The 21,919-nt window shown below is 62.4% G+C and carries 23 protein-coding genes and 1 tRNA gene; 11 read left to right on the top strand and 13 right to left on the bottom strand.

Annotated features, from left to right (window positions below; translation table 11 throughout):
* The first annotated feature begins 14 nt into the window (after window positions 1-14).
* Together HGQ17_RS15060 and HGQ17_RS08055 are read left to right on the top strand one after the other, a co-directional pair.
* Window positions 15-365 carry a CueP family metal-binding protein gene (locus HGQ17_RS15060; RefSeq protein ID WP_211090532.1) on the top strand — a complete coding sequence of 117 codons (351 nt, stop codon included), beginning with the start codon at window positions 15-17 and terminating at the stop codon, window positions 363-365.
* A gap of 252 nt (window positions 366-617) precedes the next feature.
* Window positions 618-1,031, top strand: coding sequence for a four-helix bundle copper-binding protein (locus tag HGQ17_RS08055; protein WP_168887435.1), 414 nt, complete (start codon window positions 618-620; stop codon window positions 1,029-1,031).
* Between the two features lie 910 nt (window positions 1,032-1,941).
* On the opposite strand, the gene HGQ17_RS15285 is transcribed toward HGQ17_RS08055, so the two are convergent.
* Complete coding sequence (locus tag HGQ17_RS15285; RefSeq protein ID WP_229503411.1) at window positions 1,942-2,871, bottom strand: helix-turn-helix domain-containing protein; 930 nt, start codon at window positions 2,869-2,871, stop codon at window positions 1,942-1,944.
* A 103-nt stretch (window positions 2,872-2,974) separates the two neighbouring features.
* Here HGQ17_RS15285 and HGQ17_RS08045 point away from each other — a divergent pair, with 103 nt between their 5' ends.
* The 4 genes from HGQ17_RS08045 to HGQ17_RS08030 all read left to right on the top strand — a co-directional run bounded on the left by HGQ17_RS08045 (window position 2,975) and on the right by HGQ17_RS08030 (window position 6,649).
* Window positions 2,975-3,841, top strand: coding sequence for an alpha/beta fold hydrolase (locus HGQ17_RS08045; RefSeq protein ID WP_168887434.1), 867 nt, complete (start codon window positions 2,975-2,977; stop codon window positions 3,839-3,841).
* Window positions 3,842-4,111: 270 nt separating this feature from the next.
* Window positions 4,112-4,795, top strand: coding sequence for a C40 family peptidase (locus HGQ17_RS08040; protein ID WP_168887433.1), 684 nt, complete (start codon window positions 4,112-4,114; stop codon window positions 4,793-4,795).
* Between the two features lie 199 nt (window positions 4,796-4,994).
* Window positions 4,995-5,789, top strand: coding sequence for a MurR/RpiR family transcriptional regulator (locus HGQ17_RS08035; protein ID WP_168887432.1), 795 nt, complete (start codon window positions 4,995-4,997; stop codon window positions 5,787-5,789).
* Window positions 5,786-6,649, top strand: coding sequence for a DMT family transporter (locus HGQ17_RS08030; RefSeq protein ID WP_168887431.1), 864 nt, complete (start codon window positions 5,786-5,788; stop codon window positions 6,647-6,649). Before HGQ17_RS08035 ends, HGQ17_RS08030 begins: the two co-directional genes overlap by 4 nt.
* A 24-nt stretch (window positions 6,650-6,673) precedes the next feature.
* On the opposite strand, the gene HGQ17_RS08025 is transcribed toward HGQ17_RS08030, so the two are convergent.
* The 7 genes from HGQ17_RS08025 to HGQ17_RS07990 form a co-directional block, all read right to left on the bottom strand.
* The gene (locus tag HGQ17_RS08025) at window positions 6,674-7,534 is read right to left on the bottom strand and encodes a hypothetical protein (protein ID WP_168887430.1); all 861 of its coding nucleotides are present in this window, start codon (window positions 7,532-7,534) and stop codon (window positions 6,674-6,676) included.
* Window positions 7,535-7,703: 169 nt separating this feature from the next.
* Complete coding sequence (locus tag HGQ17_RS08015) at window positions 7,704-8,384, bottom strand: hypothetical protein (RefSeq protein ID WP_168887428.1); 681 nt, start codon at window positions 8,382-8,384, stop codon at window positions 7,704-7,706.
* A 139-nt stretch (window positions 8,385-8,523) separates the two neighbouring features.
* The gene (locus tag HGQ17_RS08010) at window positions 8,524-8,727 is read right to left on the bottom strand and encodes a cold-shock protein (RefSeq protein WP_168887427.1); all 204 of its coding nucleotides are present in this window, start codon (window positions 8,725-8,727) and stop codon (window positions 8,524-8,526) included.
* Window positions 8,728-8,942: 215 nt separating this feature from the next.
* Window positions 8,943-9,470, bottom strand: coding sequence for an HNH endonuclease (locus HGQ17_RS08005; RefSeq protein ID WP_168887426.1), 528 nt, complete (start codon window positions 9,468-9,470; stop codon window positions 8,943-8,945).
* 152 nt (window positions 9,471-9,622) lie between these two features.
* Complete coding sequence (locus HGQ17_RS08000) at window positions 9,623-10,513, bottom strand: C40 family peptidase (RefSeq protein ID WP_168887425.1); 891 nt, start codon at window positions 10,511-10,513, stop codon at window positions 9,623-9,625.
* Window positions 10,514-10,705: 192 nt separating this feature from the next.
* On the bottom strand, window positions 10,706-11,614 hold the full coding sequence (locus tag HGQ17_RS07995) for a C40 family peptidase (protein ID WP_168887424.1): 909 nt from the start codon (window positions 11,612-11,614) through the stop codon (window positions 10,706-10,708).
* Between the two features lie 239 nt (window positions 11,615-11,853).
* Window positions 11,854-12,573, bottom strand: coding sequence for a metal-dependent transcriptional regulator (locus HGQ17_RS07990; RefSeq protein ID WP_168887423.1), 720 nt, complete (start codon window positions 12,571-12,573; stop codon window positions 11,854-11,856).
* Between the two features lie 152 nt (window positions 12,574-12,725).
* Between HGQ17_RS07990 and serC the strand changes: the two genes are divergently transcribed.
* Window positions 12,726-13,850, top strand: coding sequence for a phosphoserine transaminase (serC, locus tag HGQ17_RS07985; RefSeq protein ID WP_324615220.1), 1,125 nt, complete (start codon window positions 12,726-12,728; stop codon window positions 13,848-13,850).
* A 6-nt stretch (window positions 13,851-13,856) separates the two neighbouring features.
* Here the strand turns inward: serC and HGQ17_RS07980 are convergent, their stop codons facing one another.
* Together HGQ17_RS07980 and HGQ17_RS07975 are read right to left on the bottom strand one after the other, a co-directional pair.
* On the bottom strand, window positions 13,857-14,174 hold the full coding sequence (locus tag HGQ17_RS07980; protein WP_168887421.1) for a DUF3027 domain-containing protein: 318 nt from the start codon (window positions 14,172-14,174) through the stop codon (window positions 13,857-13,859).
* An 11-nt stretch (window positions 14,175-14,185) separates the two neighbouring features.
* On the bottom strand, window positions 14,186-14,569 hold the full coding sequence (locus HGQ17_RS07975; RefSeq protein ID WP_168887420.1) for a cold-shock protein: 384 nt from the start codon (window positions 14,567-14,569) through the stop codon (window positions 14,186-14,188).
* Between the two features lie 66 nt (window positions 14,570-14,635).
* Here HGQ17_RS07975 and HGQ17_RS07970 point away from each other — a divergent pair, with 66 nt between their 5' ends.
* The 3 genes from HGQ17_RS07970 to HGQ17_RS07960 are packed head-to-tail and all read left to right on the top strand — an operon-like array spanning window position 14,636 to window position 17,267.
* Complete coding sequence (locus tag HGQ17_RS07970) at window positions 14,636-14,860, top strand: hypothetical protein (RefSeq protein WP_168887419.1); 225 nt, start codon at window positions 14,636-14,638, stop codon at window positions 14,858-14,860.
* A 57-nt stretch (window positions 14,861-14,917) separates the two neighbouring features.
* On the top strand, window positions 14,918-15,649 hold the full coding sequence (locus HGQ17_RS07965; protein WP_168887418.1) for a response regulator transcription factor: 732 nt from the start codon (window positions 14,918-14,920) through the stop codon (window positions 15,647-15,649).
* A gap of 49 nt (window positions 15,650-15,698) precedes the next feature.
* Window positions 15,699-17,267, top strand: a complete 1,569-nt coding sequence (locus tag HGQ17_RS07960) for a sensor histidine kinase (RefSeq protein ID WP_168887417.1) — start codon at window positions 15,699-15,701, stop codon at window positions 17,265-17,267.
* Between the two features lie 7 nt (window positions 17,268-17,274).
* Here the strand turns inward: HGQ17_RS07960 and HGQ17_RS07955 are convergent, their stop codons facing one another.
* The 3 genes from HGQ17_RS07955 to HGQ17_RS07945 all read right to left on the bottom strand — a co-directional run bounded on the left by HGQ17_RS07955 (window position 17,275) and on the right by HGQ17_RS07945 (window position 20,254).
* Window positions 17,275-18,804, bottom strand: a complete 1,530-nt coding sequence (locus HGQ17_RS07955; protein WP_229503409.1) for a DHA2 family efflux MFS transporter permease subunit — start codon at window positions 18,802-18,804, stop codon at window positions 17,275-17,277.
* A 330-nt stretch (window positions 18,805-19,134) separates the two neighbouring features.
* A tRNA-Thr gene (locus HGQ17_RS07950) sits at window positions 19,135-19,210 on the bottom strand.
* A gap of 63 nt (window positions 19,211-19,273) precedes the next feature.
* Window positions 19,274-20,254, bottom strand: coding sequence for a thioredoxin domain-containing protein (locus tag HGQ17_RS07945; protein ID WP_168887416.1), 981 nt, complete (start codon window positions 20,252-20,254; stop codon window positions 19,274-19,276).
* 150 nt (window positions 20,255-20,404) lie between these two features.
* Between HGQ17_RS07945 and HGQ17_RS07940 the strand changes: the two genes are divergently transcribed.
* Window positions 20,405-21,913 (top strand): alpha,alpha-trehalose-phosphate synthase (UDP-forming), encoded by a 1,509-nt coding sequence (locus HGQ17_RS07940; protein ID WP_168887415.1) that lies wholly within the window; start codon window positions 20,405-20,407, stop codon window positions 21,911-21,913.
* Window positions 21,914-21,919: the final 6 nt, after the last annotated feature.

Genomic DNA, 21,919 nt, shown 5'->3' with positions numbered 1-21,919 from the left:
CAGAAGCAGTTGTGATGATCGATGAGGATGGCAACGAATCATCGGTGCCCCTGCCTGAGGACGAGTTCTACCTTTCGGTCGCACCCTACGTGAATCAGACCCATGAGTGCTTCTTCCACAGTTTGACGACATGTGTCGGAGAGATGCGCGATGAAGAACTGGAGGTGACTGTCATTGAAGAGGCCACCGGCGAGGTCCTGGTCGACAAAACCGTGCAGACACACGACAACGGGTTCTTCGGGTTGTGGCTACCCCGCGACATAGACGCCGAACTCAGCATTGAACACGATGGTCTGACCTCGACCGCGCCGATCTCGACCGGAGAAGGCGATCCGACGTGCCTCACCTCGTCGCAACTCGCGTGAATCCGGTGCCCTGTGCCTCGCCACTGTAATGAGCCAACCGCCACCCAGAGCCGTTGACTCAACCGTCGCCGCCCTGAAGAGCCCTGAGGCGAGGTTCTTCACTCTATTTATCGCATGCACTCTCCCGTGCGCCCCGACATGAAGATTGTGTGAAGTTCGGCTCCGAACTGTTGTCCTTGTCACAACTGGCCAGTAGCGTCGAAATGGTCCGGGGCCCTCCGGCACTTGATCGAAAGATGAAGGAGCACAGCGATGACACACACCACCACAACCTCAATGATCGAAACACACCCCAACGGCACAACTGATCTTCACGTTCAGGAACTGGCCGACTGTATCGCGGCCTGTTTCGAATGCGCCCAGGCATGCACTGCGTGTGCTGATGCTTGCTTAGCAGAAGAGGTGGTCACCGATCTGCGTAACTGCATCCGTCTCAACCTTGACTGTGCTGATCTTTGCGCAACGACCGGCGCTGTCCTTAGCCGCCGGACTGGTCAAAACCTCACCACGGTCAAGGCAGCGATTGAAGCATGCAGGACCGCATGCGCAGAATGCGCCGCTGAATGCGAAAAGCACGCTGACATGCACGAGCACTGCCGAGTTTGCGCCGAAGCCTGCCGACGCTGCGAACAAGCCTGCACCGACCTCCTCTCGGTAATCAGTTAGCCCCGCACTGGCCGCAAACAACACTGGTGCTCAACGCCTATCGATTTCTCTCTCATTTGCCTTTGAGAATACAACCTCTGGCGACAGGTCTCAGCTTTGTTGGCTTGAGCGTTGTATGTGGCAAGGGGCAGAAGTAGCTGAGCATGGCTTAGGTGAGGAAGTTGAAGGCGCATTCGTATCGGCACGGTTCTGAGTTGGCGGGGCAGTTGACGACGTGATAGAGGGAGCTGATGAGCGGGTCTCCGAGTTCGATCATCTGCTGGACGCCATCCTTAATCTCGTTTAGTCGCGTCCTTAGCACCGGGTCTACCGCTGGTGTTTGTGTAGCTGCCCGATGCGCTCCTAACTTATCGAAGCAGGCGGCAAATGGAAGAAGGCGCATGATGAGCTGATCGCACATTTCGTCCGCTGCTATGGATCGTCTCCAAGGCCACTTCGAAGACCTCAATCTCGGCGAAGTTTTAGCTGTTCGATTGATTACTTTTCCAAAGCACGCCGAGTTCCGCCTCGGCTATACCGCCAACGGCACTGATCGCGCTGGGTCCGGCGGACGCTTCGCTCGCCGGAGGGCCGATGGTATCGCTGTGGCAATTACGGCCGGTCTGCCCAGCCGGCGCACATCGAGGTGATTGGCATTCTCGATGAAGGCGTCTGCGCCGATCATATCTGGGATGCTGTTGACAACGTACTCAAGTCACACTTACTGATGCCAATAACCAGGTCGTGGGAAGGGAGCACCGGGGACGAAGTTCTCCGCAGATTATCGCAAGCCATTTGTGAAGCTGTTTGAACAGTACGTCAAGGAGCAGGCTAACTACGACGCGCAATAGCATTCATCCAGCTGGTGGCAATAAGGGTCACCGCGCACCCCAGCGGAGAAAGTGCCCGTGTTGTCTTCTGATCCGACGTACTATCGCTTCCGGAAGTAGCTCCCACGGGATCGGATCGCCCCACCGTGGGCAACTACAGCAGATCGAACAGCGTCCTTGCCTGTCCCTAGCTTCGCAGCGACCTCTCGCAACGTCAGTCCCTCCGAATACAACCGGGCAGCGTCTGTCTGCCGCTGCTCGGACAGCGGCACCCGCCGAGCTTGCAGCCCTGCTTGGGCAGCAACTCGATTGACCGTCGCTCGATGTACCCCGAACCGTTCGGCAAGCTCCTTCACCGGCACCCCGGAGGCGTACCCCGCGGCCAGTTCCTGGCGATTCGCGGCACTCAAACCGGTTTGAGGACCACGCGAATATTCTGCCACCGGACCCTGCTCATCGTGATGCCGAGTAGCCTGGAGACGTGCCCGACGCCCCGACGATCCCCTGAGAACACTGCGGATCAGCGTTTTCACCGGGCTGCGGGGGTTTGAGAAGCATCCACGAAGGTGCACCATAGGCGCGATAGTCGACGTAATAGTGCGTTCGGGTACCGCCGATACAGATGAATCCGGGTCAAGGTTCGCTTCGCTGAGGCGTTCGCCGCTTTCCATGACTTGTGCCCGAATCCAGCGCAGCACTTCCACCTGCTCATGGGGCTTCTTGGGCATGGAGCGAAGTTTGACCCCGGCCACGTACTTCTCAAGGACTGTTTCAGGCGACTTTCCAGAACCCCCTTCGGCGAGCGCTGCCCGGAAGACTGTGTCGTCGACTTCCAGACCTCCCTCGCCAGTGACCAGAACCCCGCTGGCTGTGAGTCGGTCGAGCGCCTTCCGCTCCTTCTTGGTCATACCGTCAACTTCATCGGCGGACAGCAGGCCCAACTCAGCTTTGGCGAACAGTTCCCAGGCAGCCTTATTGCCCAATGCGGCAAGGATCTCCTGCCAACTCACGTGGTTATTTGGACTGGACATCCCACCATCCTTTCAAATCGGCGGGGCCGAATTACCGCAGATCATTGCTCTGCCTGGGATCAGAGCTCGTGACCATCAACCCACAGTGCCCTAGGGTGTGAGCATGGGCCAGCTGCGGCGGCCCACTGAACTGGCCCGCCTGGATTCCGGCAGGGTTGAGTACCGATTCGAAGAGGTCGGAGACCGCACCGTCCTCCTATTTCATGGCGGCCATATGCATGCCGGAATGGCTATGGGCGAAGCCGCCTTCACTGAGGTGGGGTACTCGGTCCTGGCCATTACCCGCCCCGGATATGGAAAGACCGACCTCCCGCTCCCCTGCTCTACCGCTGAGTTCGCCGACGTCGTCGTTTCTCTGTGCCAGCAGTTGGGGATCAATCAGCTCGCGGCCGTCGTCGGCATTTCAGCCGGCGGACCCTTCGCTACTGCTCTGGCCGCCCGGCATCCGGAGTTTGTGGAACGCGTTATTCTTCAGTCTGCAGTGGGGCCGTTGAGCTGGCCGGAATCGAAGACCCGTCGCGTGGGCCGGGTGATCTTCGGCCCACCCCTGGAGGGGCTGACCTGGACCATGGTGCGCATCCTCTTCAGGGGCATGCCTAATCGTGTCGGTCTGCAGATGATGGCCGGAGAGTTGTCCAACCTGTCCGGTCAGGAAGTATTGGCCGCCCTATCCGAGGCGCATCAAGCTCAAACGCTGGAGCTGTTCGGTCTGATGCGCTCCTATTCGGGTTTCCGCAATGACCTCAAGGTCATGCACCAGCCGACCGAAGACGAACCGCAGCAGCCGGCATTGGTGATCCACAGCAGACATGACGGCTCTGTGCCGTTTGCCCATGCAGAGGCCCTGCACGAATCGATGCCCAATAGTGAGTTGATCGAAAGCTCAGCGGTGTCGCATTTCCTCTGGTTCGATGACGACTGGACCCGTCTTACCGAGTACATCCGCGGCTTCCTCGGTCACGCTGAGTAACGCTCTGCAACTACGAAGCGTAATCATTTGTGACCATTCTGAGACCTACATCATCACTTAAACCCCAGGTCAGCGCGATTCCAGTTAACGCCACCTGAGACTTTAAGCACAAAATCGTTAGCCAAACGTTACAAACGTTATCTACCTGTTATACAGTTGAGGCCGCACTTTGAACGAGTCATGTGTTCAAAGTGCCGCTGTCGGCCTTCCCTGCATGCCGATAGCGACTACCGCTAACTACCGCCAATACGCAGGGAGAGGTACTACCGAATGACTGACAACGCGACTATCCCCACCCGCCGTGAGCGCCGCCAGGCCGCTATCAAGACTCGCCGCGCCGCAGTGGCCAAGACCACCGGCCGGGCAACTGTCACCGCTCTGGCTGTCTCCGGCGCCCTCATGGGCACCGGCGTTGCTGCCAATGCAGCCGCAGGCCCCACCGGCGGCGGCGAAGAGGTCCACTACGAGCAGGCCCAGCCTGCCGAGCAGCAGAGCTACCAGAGCTCCGGCTCCTACCAGGGCGCCGAGAACTCCTACGAGTCCCAGGGCGGCCAGCAGGAGACTCAGAACTCCGGTGTTTCCGCAGCCAGCGCCGACACCGGCCAGGTCTCCAACAACTCCGTGGTCAGCGCTGCCTACAACGGCATCGGCACCCCCTACAGCTGGGGCGGCACCACCACTGCCGGCTTCGACTGCTCCGGCTTCATCAACTGGGCCTACCAGCAGGCCGGTCACGGCAACCTGCCCCGGACCACCTACGGCATGGAGGCTTCCCTGACCCACGTCTCCAACCCGCAGCCCGGCGACATCGTGCTAGCCAACGGCTCCACCCACGGCGGCATCTACGTCGGCAACGGCCAGGTCATCTCCGCAACCCTCTCCGAGGGCGTCCGCGTCCACGGTATGCACGAGAGCTGGCACACCCCCAACGCCATCCTGCGTCCGGGCGCCTAATAAGTCTCACGCAGCGCATGAGTGAGGGGCTGGTCAGTTATCTGGCCGGCCCCTCACTCGCTTTTATTGGCCGCATCGTCTTGCCAGGCGGAAATGAGGGGCGAGCACACCACGATCCTGCGGCCTCCTGGGCATTACAGATGCAACACCATTTCACCCATTGTGTATAGTGTGCAACGTGATTTCTGATCGTCAAGGGTTGAGCTCTCGACTCCGCTCCCTCTTACCCGGACTGAAAGTCGGGCATGCCGCCGTCGTCGAGCTGATCATCGATGACCCCGTCTTTGTGCTTGATGCCACCGCGCAGGAGATCGCTCACCGGGCGCAGGTCTCGGCGGCAACCGTGGTTCGCGCAGTCCGCTCGGCCGGATTCACCGGTCTCCCGGATCTGAAAAAGACTCTTGCCCGGGTCTCCTATGAGGCCGCCAGTACCCCTTCGGCCACGCGAAGCCTCACCGAGGCCTCCACCACCGCAGAGCTGACTGATGTCATCATTGCCAGTCACGCCGAAAGCCTGCGGGCAGCCCATGGCACCTTGGATCAGGCCGCAGTCACCGAAGCCATCCGGACCCTGCGCTCAGCACGCCGAGTATTGGTCACCGCCTCCGGCACCTCGTTACCTGTAGCCACCGACGTCTCCTACCGGCTGACCATGTCTGGGTTGACCGTCCAGCACTCTGCAGACAACTACTCCTCAGTGCTGCTGGCCGGCCTCCTCGGACCTGAGGATGTTCTGCTGGCGGTCAGCCACTCCGGCCAGACCCCGCAGACATTGGATGTGGTGGAGGAAGCCCGCACTGGTGGGGCCACCATCATGGCGATCACCAGCTACTCCCAGTCCCAACTGGCCCGGCTCGCCGATATCCCACTGGTTGCCGTGGGTTCCACCGGGGCCGAGCAGCTGGTGGAGTCCTCCAGCCGGATCGCCCACCTCGCAGTGGTCGATGTTCTCCACTCAGCACTGACCCTGGATCTCAATACGGAGTCATCATGAGTGGTCTGGCTCTGGGCATGGTGCTGGCCGCCGCAGTTTTCCATGCTCTGTGGAACCTCGCCGCGAAATCCTCACAGGGGGACACCACCATCTTTGTGTGGATGTATTACTCCCTGGGCTGTGTTGTCACTCTGCCGTTCGGTATCGGATATGCGATCTACAGCGGCGCCAGCTACGGCTGGGAGCTGCCCCTAGCCACGGCGGTGACTGCGGTGATGCATATCGGCTATGCCATGCTGCTGCAGACCGGCTACCGGAAGGCCGATCTCGGTGTCGTTTATCCAGTGGCCCGCGGTGTGGGCCCGGTGCTGACGATTTTCGTGGCGGTCTGCTTCCTCGGTGAGCGGCCCGAGACTCTGGCCCTGATCGGTGGTCTGATCATCATCGGCGGCATCCTCATCGTCACGGGCAAGAAGCTCTTTCAACGTTCATCGGGTCTGGGCACCGGCCTGTTCTACGGCAGTGCCACAGGCGCAGCGATCGCCACCTACACTCTCTGGGACAATTTCAGCGTCAATACCCTGGCAGTGGATCCCATCCTCTACTTCGGGCTCAGCGGGGTTTTCCAAGCCGTACTGATGCTGCCCTGGGTGCTGCGAAAGCGCACCCAGATCGCCCCCACCTGGCGCAGCGACGGGCGCCGGGCCATGATCATCGCCGTACTCTCGCCATTGGCCTATATCTTGGTGCTCTACGCGATGACCTTCACCTCGGTCGCCCTGGTGGCGCCAGTACGCGAATCCTCGATCATCATCGGGGCACTGCTGGCCTGGTGGCTGTTTAAGGAGGAGGACCCCCTGCGCCGGATTCTCGGCGCCTGCGTGGTGGTCGGCGGTATTGCGCTCATCGCCATCAGCTGAGGACCGGGCCAGGAGCCCAGTTATCTACTGGTCCTCGGCGTCGTCGTCGTTGTCTTCTCCGCCTAATGGGGAATCCAGAGCGTCATCCATAAGGTCCTGGAATTCGGCATCGGCTTCATCCACCAGACCGGGCAGGTCCTGTTGGAAGTGCAGGTTAAACAGGTTGTAGGGCAGCCGCGCATCGTCCTCACCAACCTCGGGGAAGTTGACGTAGACCCTGGCCAGTTCACCATGCGGATCCTCTTCTGGATCAATAAAGTACTCGCTATATGGCCGCCCGTTGCGCCAGCTCGCTCCAGATTCGACTTCCTGCGCGATCGTCTCGGAGAGCTCCTCGGGGTCCCCCTCTGCGCAGATGACGCCACGGGGCAGATCATCATCATCCGGTGCCACCCCTACGGCAATTCCCCCGGTGATGGCTCCGGCAACTACATCCCCCAGGCAGTCCAGCTGCTCCTGGATCCGCTCATCATCGGTGGCACTGGTGTCGCTCTCGAGATCAGCATTCTGCCTGCCGTAGAGCAGCCGATCCTCCTCAGTGAGCACACGGGGCATGTACATACTGAGAAGCCTGGCCCCTTCGAAATCCAGCTCTGTCTCCAGGACCTCCTCACCTTCCCAGCCGAGGTCAGCGAACTCACTGCGCAGGCTTTCAGCATCGAACTCCCCGTAGAGGGCCCCAACCTGTTCTGGGGGCTGTCCAGCACTGACCGCCTGATCCACTGCCTCATAGAAATCGAACTCGATCCCATCGAGGTCATCAAGCATCAGATAGTTGGCGAGATCCCCAAATCTCACCGTGAGCTCATGGCTGGACCAGTTGAAGTCACGGACTCCCTCCTCGAGGTCTTCCTCGCTGAGTTCGTGGAACCACTCCGACCACATAACGGTCCTCCACCGCAGGGAGCTCCTCCAGCGCCTCAGCCATATTCGTGCTGCTGCCACCGCCACAACCAGAAAGTACGACGACGCCGCCCGCGGCCAGGAGGGAATTGATTGTCTTCTTCATCATCGGTTCCTGTCTCCACGGATCCAATCGGGCAGTCCGCCGCCGTCACCCCGGGTTCTGTGGGTGCGGCTGGGGTGGATGCTGCTGATACTGAGGATGCTGCGGCTGTGCGCCCCAGGTATGCGGCGGTCCAGCTACTCCCCCAGGCGGAATGTCGTAGCCCAATGGCGCGCCATATCCGGTGCGCTCCAGGTGAAGCCCGAGGAAGTAGGAAATTTCGCCGGCCTGATCCAACATAGGCTGCTTACCGCCCAGTCCTCCGCGGCGCTGCAGGCCGATGACGACCTCACGACCATCGCGCAGGACCACCGCCAGTGTGGAAATCCGGTAGCGGCTGGTGCCGTTCTTATTCCGGTGGATCTTCTCCTCGGTGTGCAGCAGGAGATGGTGGGCCTCGCTGGGGTGGAAACCGTCCTCCTCCTTGCTCAGACCCAGCCAGCGGAGCCTGCGGACCTCACTGGGTCCATGCTGGCGGATCGTAGCGTGGTATCTGGTCACCGTCGCGAGGAAGAAGGCACCGATTGCCAGGAAGAACAGCGGTGTGAACAGAATCCACCAGGGAGTGGGCATCCCGGGCGCCGCCTGATGCGCGAAGAAGATTGTGCCGGCGATGACCGTTCCGAATATCGCCCCGAAGAGTCCGATGGCTGCACCGATGCACCCATTGGCCGAGTTGCCGCTGCGCAGCTGAAGAGTGTGCTGATCCGACCCCTGGCGGATACGCATAACTGACCTCCGTAGTTCTTCCCGTTCCCACCTAAGAATAATGGTTAAGCAAAAGGACCGGCCCCTGCGGCTGTGGAAACAGCCGACCGGGACCGGTCCTTTTGGGAGTTCAGTTCATCGAACTCTCGAGGTGTCTTGCTCAGACAGGAGTGACATTCTCAGCCTGCAGACCCTTGGGGCCGCGAGCGGTTTCGAATTCAACCTGCTGGTTCTCCTCGAGGGAGCGGAAGCCTGATGAGTTGATCGCGCTGAAGTGCACGAATACGTCGTCCGAGCCGTCTGCGGGTGCAATGAACCCGTAGCCCTTTTCGGCGTTGAACCATTTGACAGTGCCAGTGGCCATGATTTTCCTTACTGTTCTTCTTTCGAGGCACCGATGACTTCACGGTGCCGATCTCCGATTAGCCGGCCAAGGCTGGTCAGAGCGGTGATGCGGCCACTTACTAAAACTGCTGAACAGGCAAAGCAATGAACGTATCTGTACACCAGCCTACGGCACCAAAGCCCACATACCAATAGTTTGGCCGCGGGCGGATCCTCACCTGCAGTCAGAACTACCTAGGCGGCGGCTGTGGCGGTCCTGACAACCCCGTTCCCCGTGTGATCCAGGAACGGCATCCATACCTCTCGGGGGGCGTCCAGTTCGGCGGGAAGCCACATGTGATGCGGTGGCGCCTTGGGGGTCACCAACAGTTCCCAGCCCAACTGCTCGAGTGTCTTATCCCCTTTGCGGACATTGCAGGGTCCGCAGCAGGCCACGAGGTTCTCCCAGCTGGAGTCACCACCTCGGGCCTTCGGGATCACGTGGTCCACAGTTGCCGCCGTCTTGCCGCAATAGCCGCAGTTTCGCTGATCCCGGCGGAGAATACCCCGACGCGAAGGAGCGGTGGGACGGCGTCGGACGACCCGGACGTATTTATGCAGCAGGATCACTGCTGGGCGGGGGATCAGGGCAGAGGGGGACGCGATGGGGCTTCCGTCCTCGGCGAGGATACTGGCCTTACCGCGCATCACGAGGACGGCAGCTCGGCGGGAGGTCACCACACTCAGCGGTTCGTAGCCCGCGTTGAGCACCAAGGTGCGCATATCAGATCCTTCGGTCTGTCACCGTCTTAGGCCTTTTCTACCAGATTCACTATAAACCCCGCGGTCAATTGCGCCTTAAGACACGAATGGGGTGTGACCACCGGTCCCCGGTGAATCACACCCCATCAGTGTGGATGACTAATAGCGCCGGATCAGGCCGGTCGCAGGATGGCGACCACGTTGTGCCATCCGTCTTGGTAGCCGTGTGTGGTCACTCCGCGGGAAGCCATGGAGCTGAGCATCTGGCCGTTACCGGCGTAGATGCCGGCGTGGTACTGGCTACGGATGCCGGTGGAGATCACGATGTCACCGGGCTGGGGAGTCGAAACCCGGGGGAGGCTGGCAAGCATGCCGTGCGTGCTGCGCGGCAGGCTGATGCCGTGCTGACGGTAGACCCAGTTGATGAAGCCGGAGCAGTCCATACCGCTCAGGGAGGAGCCGGCCCATACGTAGGGGGTGCCCAGGGCGGTGTAGCCGGTGCTGATAACGCTGGAGTTGGCAGCGGGCGCCTCCTGCTGCGGCTCTTCGTAAGTTTCGGTCTCTGCAGTGGCAGCGGTCTCGCCGTTGTTCTGCTGGTACTGCTGAGTCTCAGCGGGCTGCTCAGCGGTGGCCTGCTCCTCTGTGCCCCATGCCTGCTCGGTGGCGGGAGCTTCAGTGGTGGTCTCAGCGGTTACTGGCTGAACTGCGGGCTCCGGCTCCGGCTCGGGCTCCGGCGCGCTCTCAGTGGAGACTGCAGGACGCTCGAAGGTCAGCTGCAGGTTCTCGGAGGCGGTAATGCTGGTGGGCTGAGTGGCGGAGACCCGCTCGAGTGCGCCCTGTGCGTCGAGAGCGACAGTGGTGAGCGCCCGGCCCTCATCGGCGGGGGCTACTTCCACGGCTGCTGCGGAGACGGAGCTGGAGAGGATCAGGCCGGAGGCGCCGAGTACGACGCCGGCTGTACGGCCTGTCTTCGCGGCGCGGCCCTTGACGTCGAGGCGGGCAGCCATCTCGGCTGCCTCACGGCGCTGACGCCGGGTCTGGGTTGCGGTAGTGGTATCAGTCATCATCACGGTGTCGACTTTATAACAAAACGGTCTCGATGTCACATTTAGGTCACGGATACCGCAACCGAAGCCTCAGTGGAGCTTATGAGAAGCTGGGTGACCTGCACGAATAAACCCCTTAACCACCTGTGGGGCGCAACCCCTGTTCAGAGGTTACGCCCCACAGTGTGGAGATTCGTTATCTACCGGTGATCAGTTGGGCCGGAGGATGGCGTTGACGTTGTGCCATCCGGCATTGATGTCGTGAACGCTGATGCCGTTGGACACGGTCGCGGAGATCACCTGGCCGTTGCCGATGTAGATGGCACCGTGACTGCTGTTGTTGGCCAGAACGATGTCACCGGGCTGGGGACTGGACACTCGCGGGAGGGAGGCTTCCATGCCGTAGGTGGTGCGGGGGAGCCCACCGCGGCCTGCCCGGTTGTAAGCCCAGTTGATGAATCCGGAACAGTCGAAGCCGGCAGTAGTGGTTCCGCCCCACAGATACGGCACTCCGAGTCCGTCGTATGCGGCGGAAACGACAGAACCGCTACCACCGGAGCTGGGGGCAGGCTCAGAGGACTGCTCAGAGGCGCCGGAGTCATCGGAGCTGGCGGATTCGCCGCCGCCGTTGTTGCCCTCAGAGCTGGAGGAGGACTCCTGCTGGGAGGACTGCTCGGGCTGGCTCTCCTGCTGCGGCGCAGCCTCCTGCTGGGGCTCGCTCTCGGCGGGCTCCTCAGTTTCCTGGGCGGCAGCCTCGGCCTCAACCGGCTCAGGCTCCGGTTCCGGCTCGGGCTCGGGTGCGCTCTCAGTGGAGAATGCGGGGCGCTCGAAAGTCAGATCCACCTCGGGAGAAGCGGTCACGGAGCTCACGGCCGGAGCAGTGGTCCGCTCGATGCTGAACTCAGCAGCGTTGATGTCAACGGTGGAAAGCGCGCGGCCTTCAGATGCGGTTGCGTCGTCGTTGGCGCTTGCTGCCACGCCGGTGCCGATCACAAGACCGGCGGAAGCCAGAACCGCAGCTGCGGTACGGCCGGCAGTTCCGGCGGTATGAGCAGGGCTGCTGGCGGCCTCACGGGCTGCACGGCGTTCACGGCGCGAGATGAAAGTCTGTTCTGTCACTTGCTGGAACCTCAATCCCTGCGATGCGGTAGCTTTTGCGAACTTTCTCCGGCCGGCTGCAGGGTTATCTCTGCCAGCCCGAGTTCCTGGAGCATTTCGGACATCTGCCCCAAGCACGCAGACGACTTTATAACAGATTGATATAAAAGTCACGCTTAGGTCACGGAACACTTGGCAAACGTCACGAAAGCATTACGCCAAGCCCCGCCAGCATGCCGATCGAGGCATTTTCAGCCCGGCTACACCTGGTTAACAAAGATGTGTTGTGCCACCTCAAGTGGCAGTTCGACCTCGAGGTCACCCTCATCCTCATCGTGAACGGTCAATAGGGCATATGCCTCGGCCAGACCGGTGACCTCCACGCCCACGCCCGGGCGCAGTCCGACCTCGAGCAGCTGCTCGAGCACCTCGGGCTCCACCTGAATGGACTCCGCAAGCCGCTGAACCTTCCAGGAACTCGGGCCCTGGGCGGCGTCGTGATTCTCGGCGATCTCCCGGAGGGTCTTTCGAGCCAACAGTGCAGGATGGGCACCAGTATTCACCCCGAGCTCCTCCAGCCCGGGAATGGGGTTGCCGTAGGGGGATTCCACGGGGTCATCGAGGATTTCCACCAGTCGGCGCTCGACCCGCTCGCTCATCACATGCTCCCAGCGGCAGGCCTCTTCGTGGATATACGGCCAGTCGAGTCCGATCACATCGGAGAGCAGCCGCTCGGCCAACCGATGCTTACGCATGACCTGCACCGCCAGCTCCCGGCCGGTGTCGGTCAGCTCCAGCTGGCGAGATTCGGTGAGGTTGAGCAGACCATCACGTTCCATCCGCGCCACCGTTTGGGAGACTGTGGGTCCCGAATGCTCCAGGCGCTCGGCAATACGTGCGCGCAGGGGCACAATCCCCTCTTCCTCGAGGTCGAGGATAGTGCGCAGGTACATCTCCGTGGTGTCGATGAGATCGGTCAACGTCTGGCTCCTTGATACTGTGATCACCGTGGTCGCGGCGCCTGCCTCACGGCATTGCACCCCGCTCCCACGGACGGCTCGCCCCTAAGCATATCGGCGCCGGCGCCTGTGACCATTCCTTATATATACGTATGCCTCAACGAGGAGAGACTGTGGCCGCTGACGCCCCTGCACTGACCATTCCTGCTGAGTTGCTGCCCGCCGACGGTCGGTTCGGCGCCGGCCCGTCCCGCGTCCGCCCGGAGCAGGTCCGGGCTCTCAATGATGCCGGACCCCGGCTGCTGGGAACCTCCCACCGGCAGGCTCCTGTGAAGAATCTGGTGGGCAGCATCCGTGAGGGACTGCACACTCTGTTCAACCTGCCGGAGGGCTATGAGGTGGTTCTCGGCGTCGGCGGTTCCACCGCATTCTGGGATATCGCCAGCTTCGGGCTGGTGGAGTCCAAGGCCCAGCACCTGTCCTTCGGTGAGTTCGGCTCGAAATTCGCCAAGGCCACAGATAAGGCCCCGCATCTTGAAGCCTCCTCGATCCTGACCGCTGAGCCGGGGACCCGCCCGGTCCCGCAGGCCGAGGCCGCGGTGGATGTCTACGCCTGGCCGCAGAATGAGACCTCCACTGGTGTTGCTGCCCCGGTGCATCGGGTTGAAGGGGCCGACGACGACGCCCTGGTGGTCATCGATGCGACCTCGGCTGCCGGTGGGCTTGCGGTGGATATCGCCGAATCCGATGTCTACTACTTCGCCCCGCAGAAGAACTTCGCCTCCGACGGCGGGCTGTGGATCGCAGTGATGTCCCCGGCTGCAGTGGAGCGGGCGCAGCGGATTGCGCAGCAGCGCTGGATCCCGGACTTCCTCTCACTGACCACAGCGATCGACAACTCCCGGAAGAACCAGACTTACAACACCCCGGCCCTGGCCACGTTGGTCACCCTGGGGGAGCAGATCAGCTGGCTCAATGACTCCGGTGGGATGGACTTCGCCGCGGCCCGGACCGCTGACTCAGCAGGTCGGGTCTACCAGTGGGCCGAGGCTCACCGCAGCGCCGCCCCCTTTGTGCAGAAGCCCGAGGACCGCTCCGATGTGATCGTCACCGTAGACTTCGATGACAGTGTGGATGCCGCAGCCCTGGCCTCAACGCTGCGGACCAACGGGATTGTCGACGTCGAGCCCTACCGGAAGCTGGGGCGGAATCAGCTGCGGATTGCGACTTTCGTGGCCACCGATCCCGAGGACATCAGCGCACTGCTGTCCTGCATCGACTACGTTCTGGATCAGTAGGCGGGACTAGTCCTTTTCCTCTTCTTTAACGCGCTCGGACCAGGGTACCCATTCGGGGGCCAGCAGCGCGTCCTCACCGGGCAGCAGGCCTACCTCACAGACAGTTGCCTTCTTGCTGCGCGGGGCCCGAGCCAGTGTGGCGAACCATTCCCACCCCCGGTAGCCGGTCTTATGGGCGGTGAACCGGTGGGTGACCAGGCGGAGGTCGTCTGCAGTGGCTGAGACATGCTCACCGACCTCCCCGGGGCCCGCAATCTCCTCAACGGCAGTGCGAGCCTCCTCCACGGCGGCCGAAAGCGGCATATCCAGTGCATTGGACCTCATCGCGGTCCTCCTCAGGCGTCGAAATCGTCAGCGACCCGCCGCAGCAGGGCGGCGATCTTCTTGGACTGCTCCGGTTTGGGGTAGTGCCCCTTGCGGAGCTGACCGGTGGTGTTGTCCAGCAGGTTCACCAGGTCCTGGACCAGCTCGCCCATCTCCTCGGCGGGCTTGCGGTGCGCGCGGGCCACCGAGGGACCCTGACCGATGATCCGGACACTGAGCGCCTGCTTACCGCGGCGACCTTCAGCAATCCCGTACTCCATACGGGTCCCCGCCTTCACCGAGTTGGTGCCGGAGGGCAGGACCGAGGAGTGCAGGTAGACCTCCTGGCCGTCGTCGCCAGTCAGAAATCCGAAACCCTTTTCGGCGTCGAACCACTTCACTTTTCCAGTGGGCACTTGTGAAACCTCCTTGTGAGCGAATACTAGGGTACCTCCAGTCGCCAGCCGTATAGAATTTGGCCTATGAGTTCTTCGGCATCCCCGCTGCTGCGCGCCATTCTGGTGCTGGGCGTCATCGCCACTGCCGTGTCCTTTGCGGCTCTGCTGGTGATCCTCGGAATGTACTTCACCCCGAGTGACGCACACCCCGCTCTCTATGGGACTGCACTATGGGGCTTCCCGGTGGCCTTCGTGCTGATGTGCACCTATATGATGCTCTCGCTGGGTCGCCGTCGCCAGGCACACTGACCACTTCCACAGCTTTCTTTCAGCCCACGCCCAGGAACCAGGCGCACACTGGCATTCGTGACTGACAAAACTCCGGAAGCCAAACTGCTCGTCGTCGACGACGAACCCAATATTCGTGAACTGCTTGCCACCTCCCTGCGCTTCGCAGGATTCGATGTGGCCGCTGCCGCCAACGGCCGCGAGGCACTGGACACCGCCGAGGAGTTCCATCCGGATCTGGCGGTGTTGGACGTGATGCTGCCCGATATGGATGGCTTCACCGTCACCAGGCGGCTGCGGGCCTCCGGGAAGCACTTCCCCGTCCTGTTCCTGACCGCCAGGGATGACACCGATGACAAGATCACCGGCCTCACCGTCGGCGGTGACGACTACGTCACCAAGCCGTTCTCCCTGGATGAGGTGGTCGCTAGGATCAAGGCAGTTCTGCGCCGCACCGCTCCCTATGAGGACGAGGATGCGGTCATCACTATCGACAACCTTGAGCTCGACGACGACGCCCATGAAGTCCGTCGCAGCGGAGAGATCATCGACCTCTCCCCCACTGAGTTCAAGCTGCTGCGCTACCTCATGATGAACCCCAACCGGGTGCTGTCGAAGCAGCAGATTCTGGACCACGTGTGGGAGTACAACTTCAATGGGGATGCCTCCATTGTGGAGTCCTATATCTCCTACCTGCGGCGCAAGATCGACTCCGGGGCCGAGGGCGCTCCGGCGATCCAGACAAAGCGCGGCGTCGGCTATGTGCTCCAAACCTGGGAGCGCCGCCAGCGCACTCAGGGCCTAGGCTGAGCCGCTCAGCCCGGGCATTCCGGGCTGACTAGCGCTTACACTTGACCCCATGCATGTAATCTCCGCGATCGGGCGTGCCTGGCGGAGAACCTCCCTGCGCACGCAGCTGGTCGCCATCACCTCCGGGTTGCTGCTGATGACCCTGGTGGTGACCACCTTTGTGTCCGCATCCCTGTTTCGGCAGGAGCTGACCCGGAATATGGACGATGACCTGCGCTCGAATGCGCAGGCGCTGTCCAGTTACTTCTACAACATCCGGGCCGAGGAGGATCAGCCAGGCTGGGCGGAGTACCAGTCCATCTTCCGGTTCCACGGGTGGATGCTGGATGAAGAGGGTGAGCCGATTCCGGGGCTCTCGGTGCGCGCCTCGAACTCTGAGACCGCCGATATCCCGCAGCTGCCCCGGCTGACCCCGGAAGAGGCCGCTGAGCTGAACCTGGAGTCCTTCGAGGTGGATGGCACCCAGGAGCACTCCCGCGGATTCCGGGTGCAGGCACACCCCCTGCAGAACGGCGAGGAAACAGTCATCATCGCTCTGCCCCTGGAGAGCGTGGAGAACTCCGTGGAACGGGCCAGCTTCCTCGTGGCCACTATCGGCCTGCTGGCCACCCTGGGCGCATCAATCATCGCCTACTCCCTGGCCACCCGTGCCTTCCGTCCCCTGCTTCGGGTGGAGAAGACTGCTGCCGCAATCGCCGACGGCGACTTCTCCCAGCGTGTGCGCACCACCGCCCCACCGGAGACCGAGATCGGCCGGCTGGCCTCCTCGCTGAACGTGATGCTCGAGCATATCGAGACCGCATTCCAGGCGCAGGTGGCCTCCGAGCAGAAGATGCGTCAGTTCATTCAGGACGCCTCCCATGAGCTGCGCACTCCCCTGGTGACCATCCGCGGTTTCTCCGAGCTGTACCGCCAGGGTGGGCTCAGCGATAACCCCGAGGCCGTCGGCGCTGCCATGGGGCGGATCGAATCTGAGGCCACCCGGTTGGGGCAGCTGGTCGAGGACATGCTGACCCTGGCCCGGTTGGATGAGCAGCGCGCGCTGGAGATGGCTCCGATGGATCTGAACATCATCGCCCATGAGTCGGTGATGGATATGACGGTCAACGCCCCCGACCGCGAAGTGCAGGTCGTGGGACTCAATGACGACGCCCCCACACCGGCCCCCGTGGTCGCCGATGAGGGCAAGATCCGCCAGATCGTCACCAACCTCGTGACCAATGCCCTGCGGTACACCCCCGATGGGACTCCCCTGGAACTGGCCGTGGGCACTGAGACCGATGCCGAGACTGAGGAGCTGTTCTCCGTGCTGCAGGTCCGCGACCACGGCGAGGGGATCGACACGGAGGATGTGGAGAAGATCTTCGAGCGCTTCTACCGGGCCGATAACTCCCGCCAGCGCGAAACCGGCGGCACCGGCTTGGGCCTGGCGATCTGCGCGGCCATTGCCTCACAGCACGGCGGCAGTGTGCGTCATTCGGAGACCCCCGGCGGCGGTGCGACGATGACCCTGCGCCTGCCCAAGGCCGACGACCTCTCCAGCGACGACGAGCACGAGGTCGACCTCACCGAGGAGGAGCTGGAGCAGTTCCGCTCGGCCGCGCTGGGGAAAAGCTGACCCCCTACTAGGCGGCGTCGTCGTTCTCTTCTGCTTTGGTGGCGCGCAGGGTCATACCCAGCAGCAGGGTGCCGATGCTCAGCACTGCCGCGACCAGGAATGCCACGCTGAATCCGTCCATGGCGGCGGTATCGGGGTCAGCGCCGCGGGCGGCAGATGCGGCCGAGCCGATGCCGACCACGGCGACCAGTGCTGCGGTGCCGATGGCGGCGAAGAGCTGCTGCAGGGTGTTGAGCACCGCTGATCCGTGGGAGTAGAGGTGCTGGGGCAGCGGGTTCATCGCGGTGGTGAAGGCCGGGGTGAACAGCAGGGCCAGACCCCCGGAGAGCACAATATGCATCACCAGCACCATCCAGATCGGTGAACCCGGCTCCAGCAGGCTCAGGGCGAACATGGAACTGGCGAGGATGACTGCACCCGGGATGACCAGCGGGCGGGGGCCGACCCGGTCGTAGAGGCGGCCGACGAACGGTGCCATCAGTGCCATGAGCAGACCGCCGGGCAGCAGCAGGAGGCCTGTCTGCAGGGGTTCGAGCTCGTGGCCGGCCTCGTGCTGGAGGAACAGCGGCAGCAGGATGAGCGCACCGAAGAGCGCGACCATCATCAGCAGCATCATCAGCAGGGCGCGGGTGTACTGGGTGTAGCTGAAGGGTTTGAGGTTCAGCAGGGCGGATTCGGATTTCTGCAGCCGCAGCTGGAGGATCACGAACGCGGCCACGCAGACCAGGCCCAGCCCGAGCACGCCGATGGCGAGGGGGTCGACACCGGGGGCGGCTTCTTCGAGGTCCATATCCTCAGTGCCGTGGCCGCCGCCGATCTGGCTGATGCCGTAGACGATGCCGCCGAAGCCCGGCACTGCCAGCAGCAGGGACGGGATATTGATGCCCTTCTCCGCTGAGCCGGGGGTCTTGTCCAGATTCGGCCGCCCCAGGACCATCGCGAGGATGGCGATCGGCAGGATGACCCCGAACATCCAGCGCCAGTCGGCGATGGAGAGGATCAGCCCGGAGACAGTGGGGCCGGTGGCCGGGGCCACCGAGATCACGATGGCGATATTGCCCATGACCACACCACGACGACGCAGCGGGACCAGGGTCAGGACTGTGGTCATCAGCAGCGGCAGCATAATGGCAGTGCCTGCGGCCTGGATGACTCGTCCGGCGACCAGGAAGGGGAAGTCGGGTGCGAATGCGGCCAGGGCTGTGCCAGCGATGAACAGGGCCATGGCGGTGGTGAAGACCCCGCGCAGGCTGAAGCGCTGGATGATGTAGCCGGTGGTCGGGATGACCACGGCGAGGGTGAGCATAAAGGCGGTGGTCAGCCACTGGACAGTGGTCTCGTGGACACCGAACTCCTCCATCAGGGGATGGAGTGCGACGTTCATGATGGTCTCGTTGAGGATCATCACGAAGGTGGCTACGAGCAGGGCACCGATGGTGAGCTTATCAGCCATCGGCATCTTGTCGTCAGAGAGAGTCAGCGGCTGTTCGCCGGTGGGGTTTTCGGGCGCAGTGGGGCCTGAAGAAGATGAAGTCAAGGGAGCTCCTCAGAAAAAATCGAGCATCGTCTATCGTAAGCGAGCAACGGCCCAGGAACGAACTCGGCACTGGGCGCCGGACCCCGGGCTGATGAGGTACTTCACGCATCCCCGCAGGTCAGGCATCTTCGCATTCCGGCGAGGACTCCCCATGCGGTCGAGTGTGAAAATCATGTCGCTAAATCCGACGGCTCCGGCCGGGTTATGACAATCTTTGACGGCTCGATGCCGCAATCAGCCAGGCAATCACAGATCGCGCCCGTCGGACTCCAGAACAGCGGAAGCGCCCTGCCGAATGCTGGCAAGACGCTTCCGCTGTATGGAATTCTTTGGAGCCCCCTGCCGGGTTCGAACCGACGACCTGCTGATTACAAATCAGCTGCTCTACCAGCTGAGCTAAGGAGGCTTGCGGCTTAGCGCCGCTCTAGTCTAACGCCGAGCAGCTGAAACTGCCCAACTGAGGGGGAGATTACTCTCCCTCATCCTCTTCGGGTTCCTCTGCCTCAGGCTCCTCGGCGTCGTCGTCCTCGGTCTCAACCTCGGTGCCCTCGACATCAGCCTCAGTTTCGATGCCCTCGAGGTCGGACTCAATGTCCTGCTCGAGGTCCTGGCCGGTCTCCTCCTGGTACTCCTCCACAGCGGCGAGGATGTACTGACCGGTCTCCATGAACTCTTCGACGTGCACATCGTCCACGTAGATGGTCGGAGTCGCGCTGACGCCATTGGCTCCGGCCACTGCAGTGGTGTAGTTGACGAAGGCGCGGTAGTCACCGTTGTTCACGCAGTCGGAGATGTCCACGCCGTACTGCTCCTGAGCGCGCTGTGCCAGCTCCTCATTGCTGATGAAGTTCTGGTCCATATTCATCCGCTCAGCCGTGGTGGAACCCAGGAAGGACTGGTAGTTCTCCGGGGATTCCTCGGCCATGCAGGCAAAAGCATTCGCGGCCCGGGCGGAGTAGGGCGCCACGAACTCCACCGAACGGTACTCCAGGGTGATAGCACCGGAATCCACCCACTCCGTCAGCTCCTGGTGGTACTGAGCCTCAAACCCTGCACAGCCGGGGCAGGCGGCATCGGTGTAGATGATCACATGCGGAGGCTCACCCTCGGCACGCGGCTCAGCACCCGGAGGCGGGCCGGAGCCATCGTTAGTCTCCACGCCGTCGAGATCCTCGGAATCGATGTTGCCGATGTCCTCACCCTCAGCCAGCTCAGTGGAGGAGGTCAGCGTGAAACCACCCTGCTCATTAGCCGCCGAAGCCGACGGCCCCTCGGTGTAGTTACCGCCGCCACCGCGAGTGACAACCCAGAAGGTCAGCCCAGCGATGACCACTAGGGCCAGCACAACAACCGAAAGCCGAAGGGCCATGGAGCGGACTTTCTGCTTCCGCTCCTGCTCCTGCTGCATCTTGCGGGCTTTCTCGCGAGCCGTGGCGGTACTACGTGCCATAGAAGTTCTCCGTACGCGGTAGATCGGTGCTCAATGTGGGCAACAGATACCAGGGTACCGCGAAGAACCCCAGGTGGGCTGCGGGTGACCCAGCCCAAAATATGGTCCGATAGGGTGAAGGACAACGGACGTGAAAGGGGCACAGCGCAGATGAGCGTCACTGACAAGGCCGAATACGAATCCGGGTACGACTTTGTGGTGGTGGCCAACCGTCTTGCGGTCAACCGTGTCACCAACGAGGACGGCACCACCGGCTGGCAGCGCTCCCCCGGCGGCCTGGTCACCGCCCTGGCCCCCATTATGGCCACCTCCGAAGGCGCATGGGTCGGCTGGCACGGCGCCCCCGATGAAACCCTGGAGCCCTTCGACCACGAGGGCATGCACCTCCACCCCGTCCCGCTCAGCGACGAAGAGCTGGAGAACTACTACGAGGGCTTCTCCAACGGCACCCTCTGGCCGCTGTACCACGACGTCATCGCCCGCCCCCTGTTCCACCGGCACTGGTGGGACGCCTACCGGAAGGTCAACCAGCGCTTCGCCGAGGCTGCGGCCAAAGTCGCCGCCCGCGGTGCCACCGTGTGGGTACAGGACTACCAGCTGCAGCTGGTGCCGCAGATGCTCCGGGACCTCCGCGAGGACGTCAAAATCGGATTCTTCAACCACATCCCCTTCCCGCCCCCGGGCCTCTTCGCCCAACTGCCCTGGCGGCACTCGGTGATGAAAGGTCTACTGGGGGCAGATCTCATCGGCTTCCAGCGCGAATCCGACGCCCGGAACTTCCAGCGGGCCGTGCGCTACCGGCTGGGCCACTACATCAAGGCCGATCAGGTCTATGTGCCACTGGACTCAGAGACCGCCGCGCCCCTGGAGGGGTTCACCGCTGATCCCGCCCGCGGGACCGCGCCGCGGCAGCTGTCCTCCCCCGAATCGGGCACTTTCCGGCTCTCCGAGGCGAAGGCCTTCCCAATCTCCATCGACACCGACCGGATCGTGGAACTGTCCAATGATCCCAAGATCATCGCCCGGGCCGCCCAGATCCGGGCCGAGCTGGGCAATCCGGAGACCATCTTCCTGGGTGTGGACCGGCTGGACTACACCAAGGGCATCCGGCACCGGCTGAAGGCTTATGAGGAGCTACTGCAGGAGGGCAAGCTCGAGGTCGGGAAACACACAATGGTTCAGATCGCCTCCCCCTCCCGGGAGGGCGTGGAGTCCTACCAGGTGCTGCGCGATGAGATCGAACTGACCGTCGGCCGGATCAACGGCGAATACGACACTATGGGCCACACAGCAGTGCGCTATCTGCACCACTCCTATCCGGTGGAAGAGATGGTTGCCCTCTACCTCGCCGCCGATGTCATGCTGGTCACCGCCCTGCGCGACGGAATGAACCTCGTAGCCAAGGAATATGTGGCCGCACGGAAATCCGGCACCGGAGTGCTGGTGCTCTCCGAGTTCACCGGGGCCGCCGATCAACTGCGCCAGGCCCTGCTGATCAACCCCCACGACATCGATGAGCTCAAAGCAGCCATGGTCCAGGCCACCGCCCTGGACCCGGAGGACGAGAAGAAGCGGATGCGTTCCCTGCGCCGCCAGGTGGTCTCGCATAACGTCAAGCGCTGGGCCGAGGACTTCCTCGCCCGGCTGGATCAGCTGTAGGAGCCG

This window comes from Nesterenkonia sedimenti, from assembly GCF_012641515.1.
Classification (GTDB): domain Bacteria; phylum Actinomycetota; class Actinomycetes; order Actinomycetales; family Micrococcaceae; genus Nesterenkonia; species Nesterenkonia sedimenti.
Note: the sequence above shows the minus strand (reverse complement) of the source record. Positions and strands in the feature narration are given on the sequence as shown.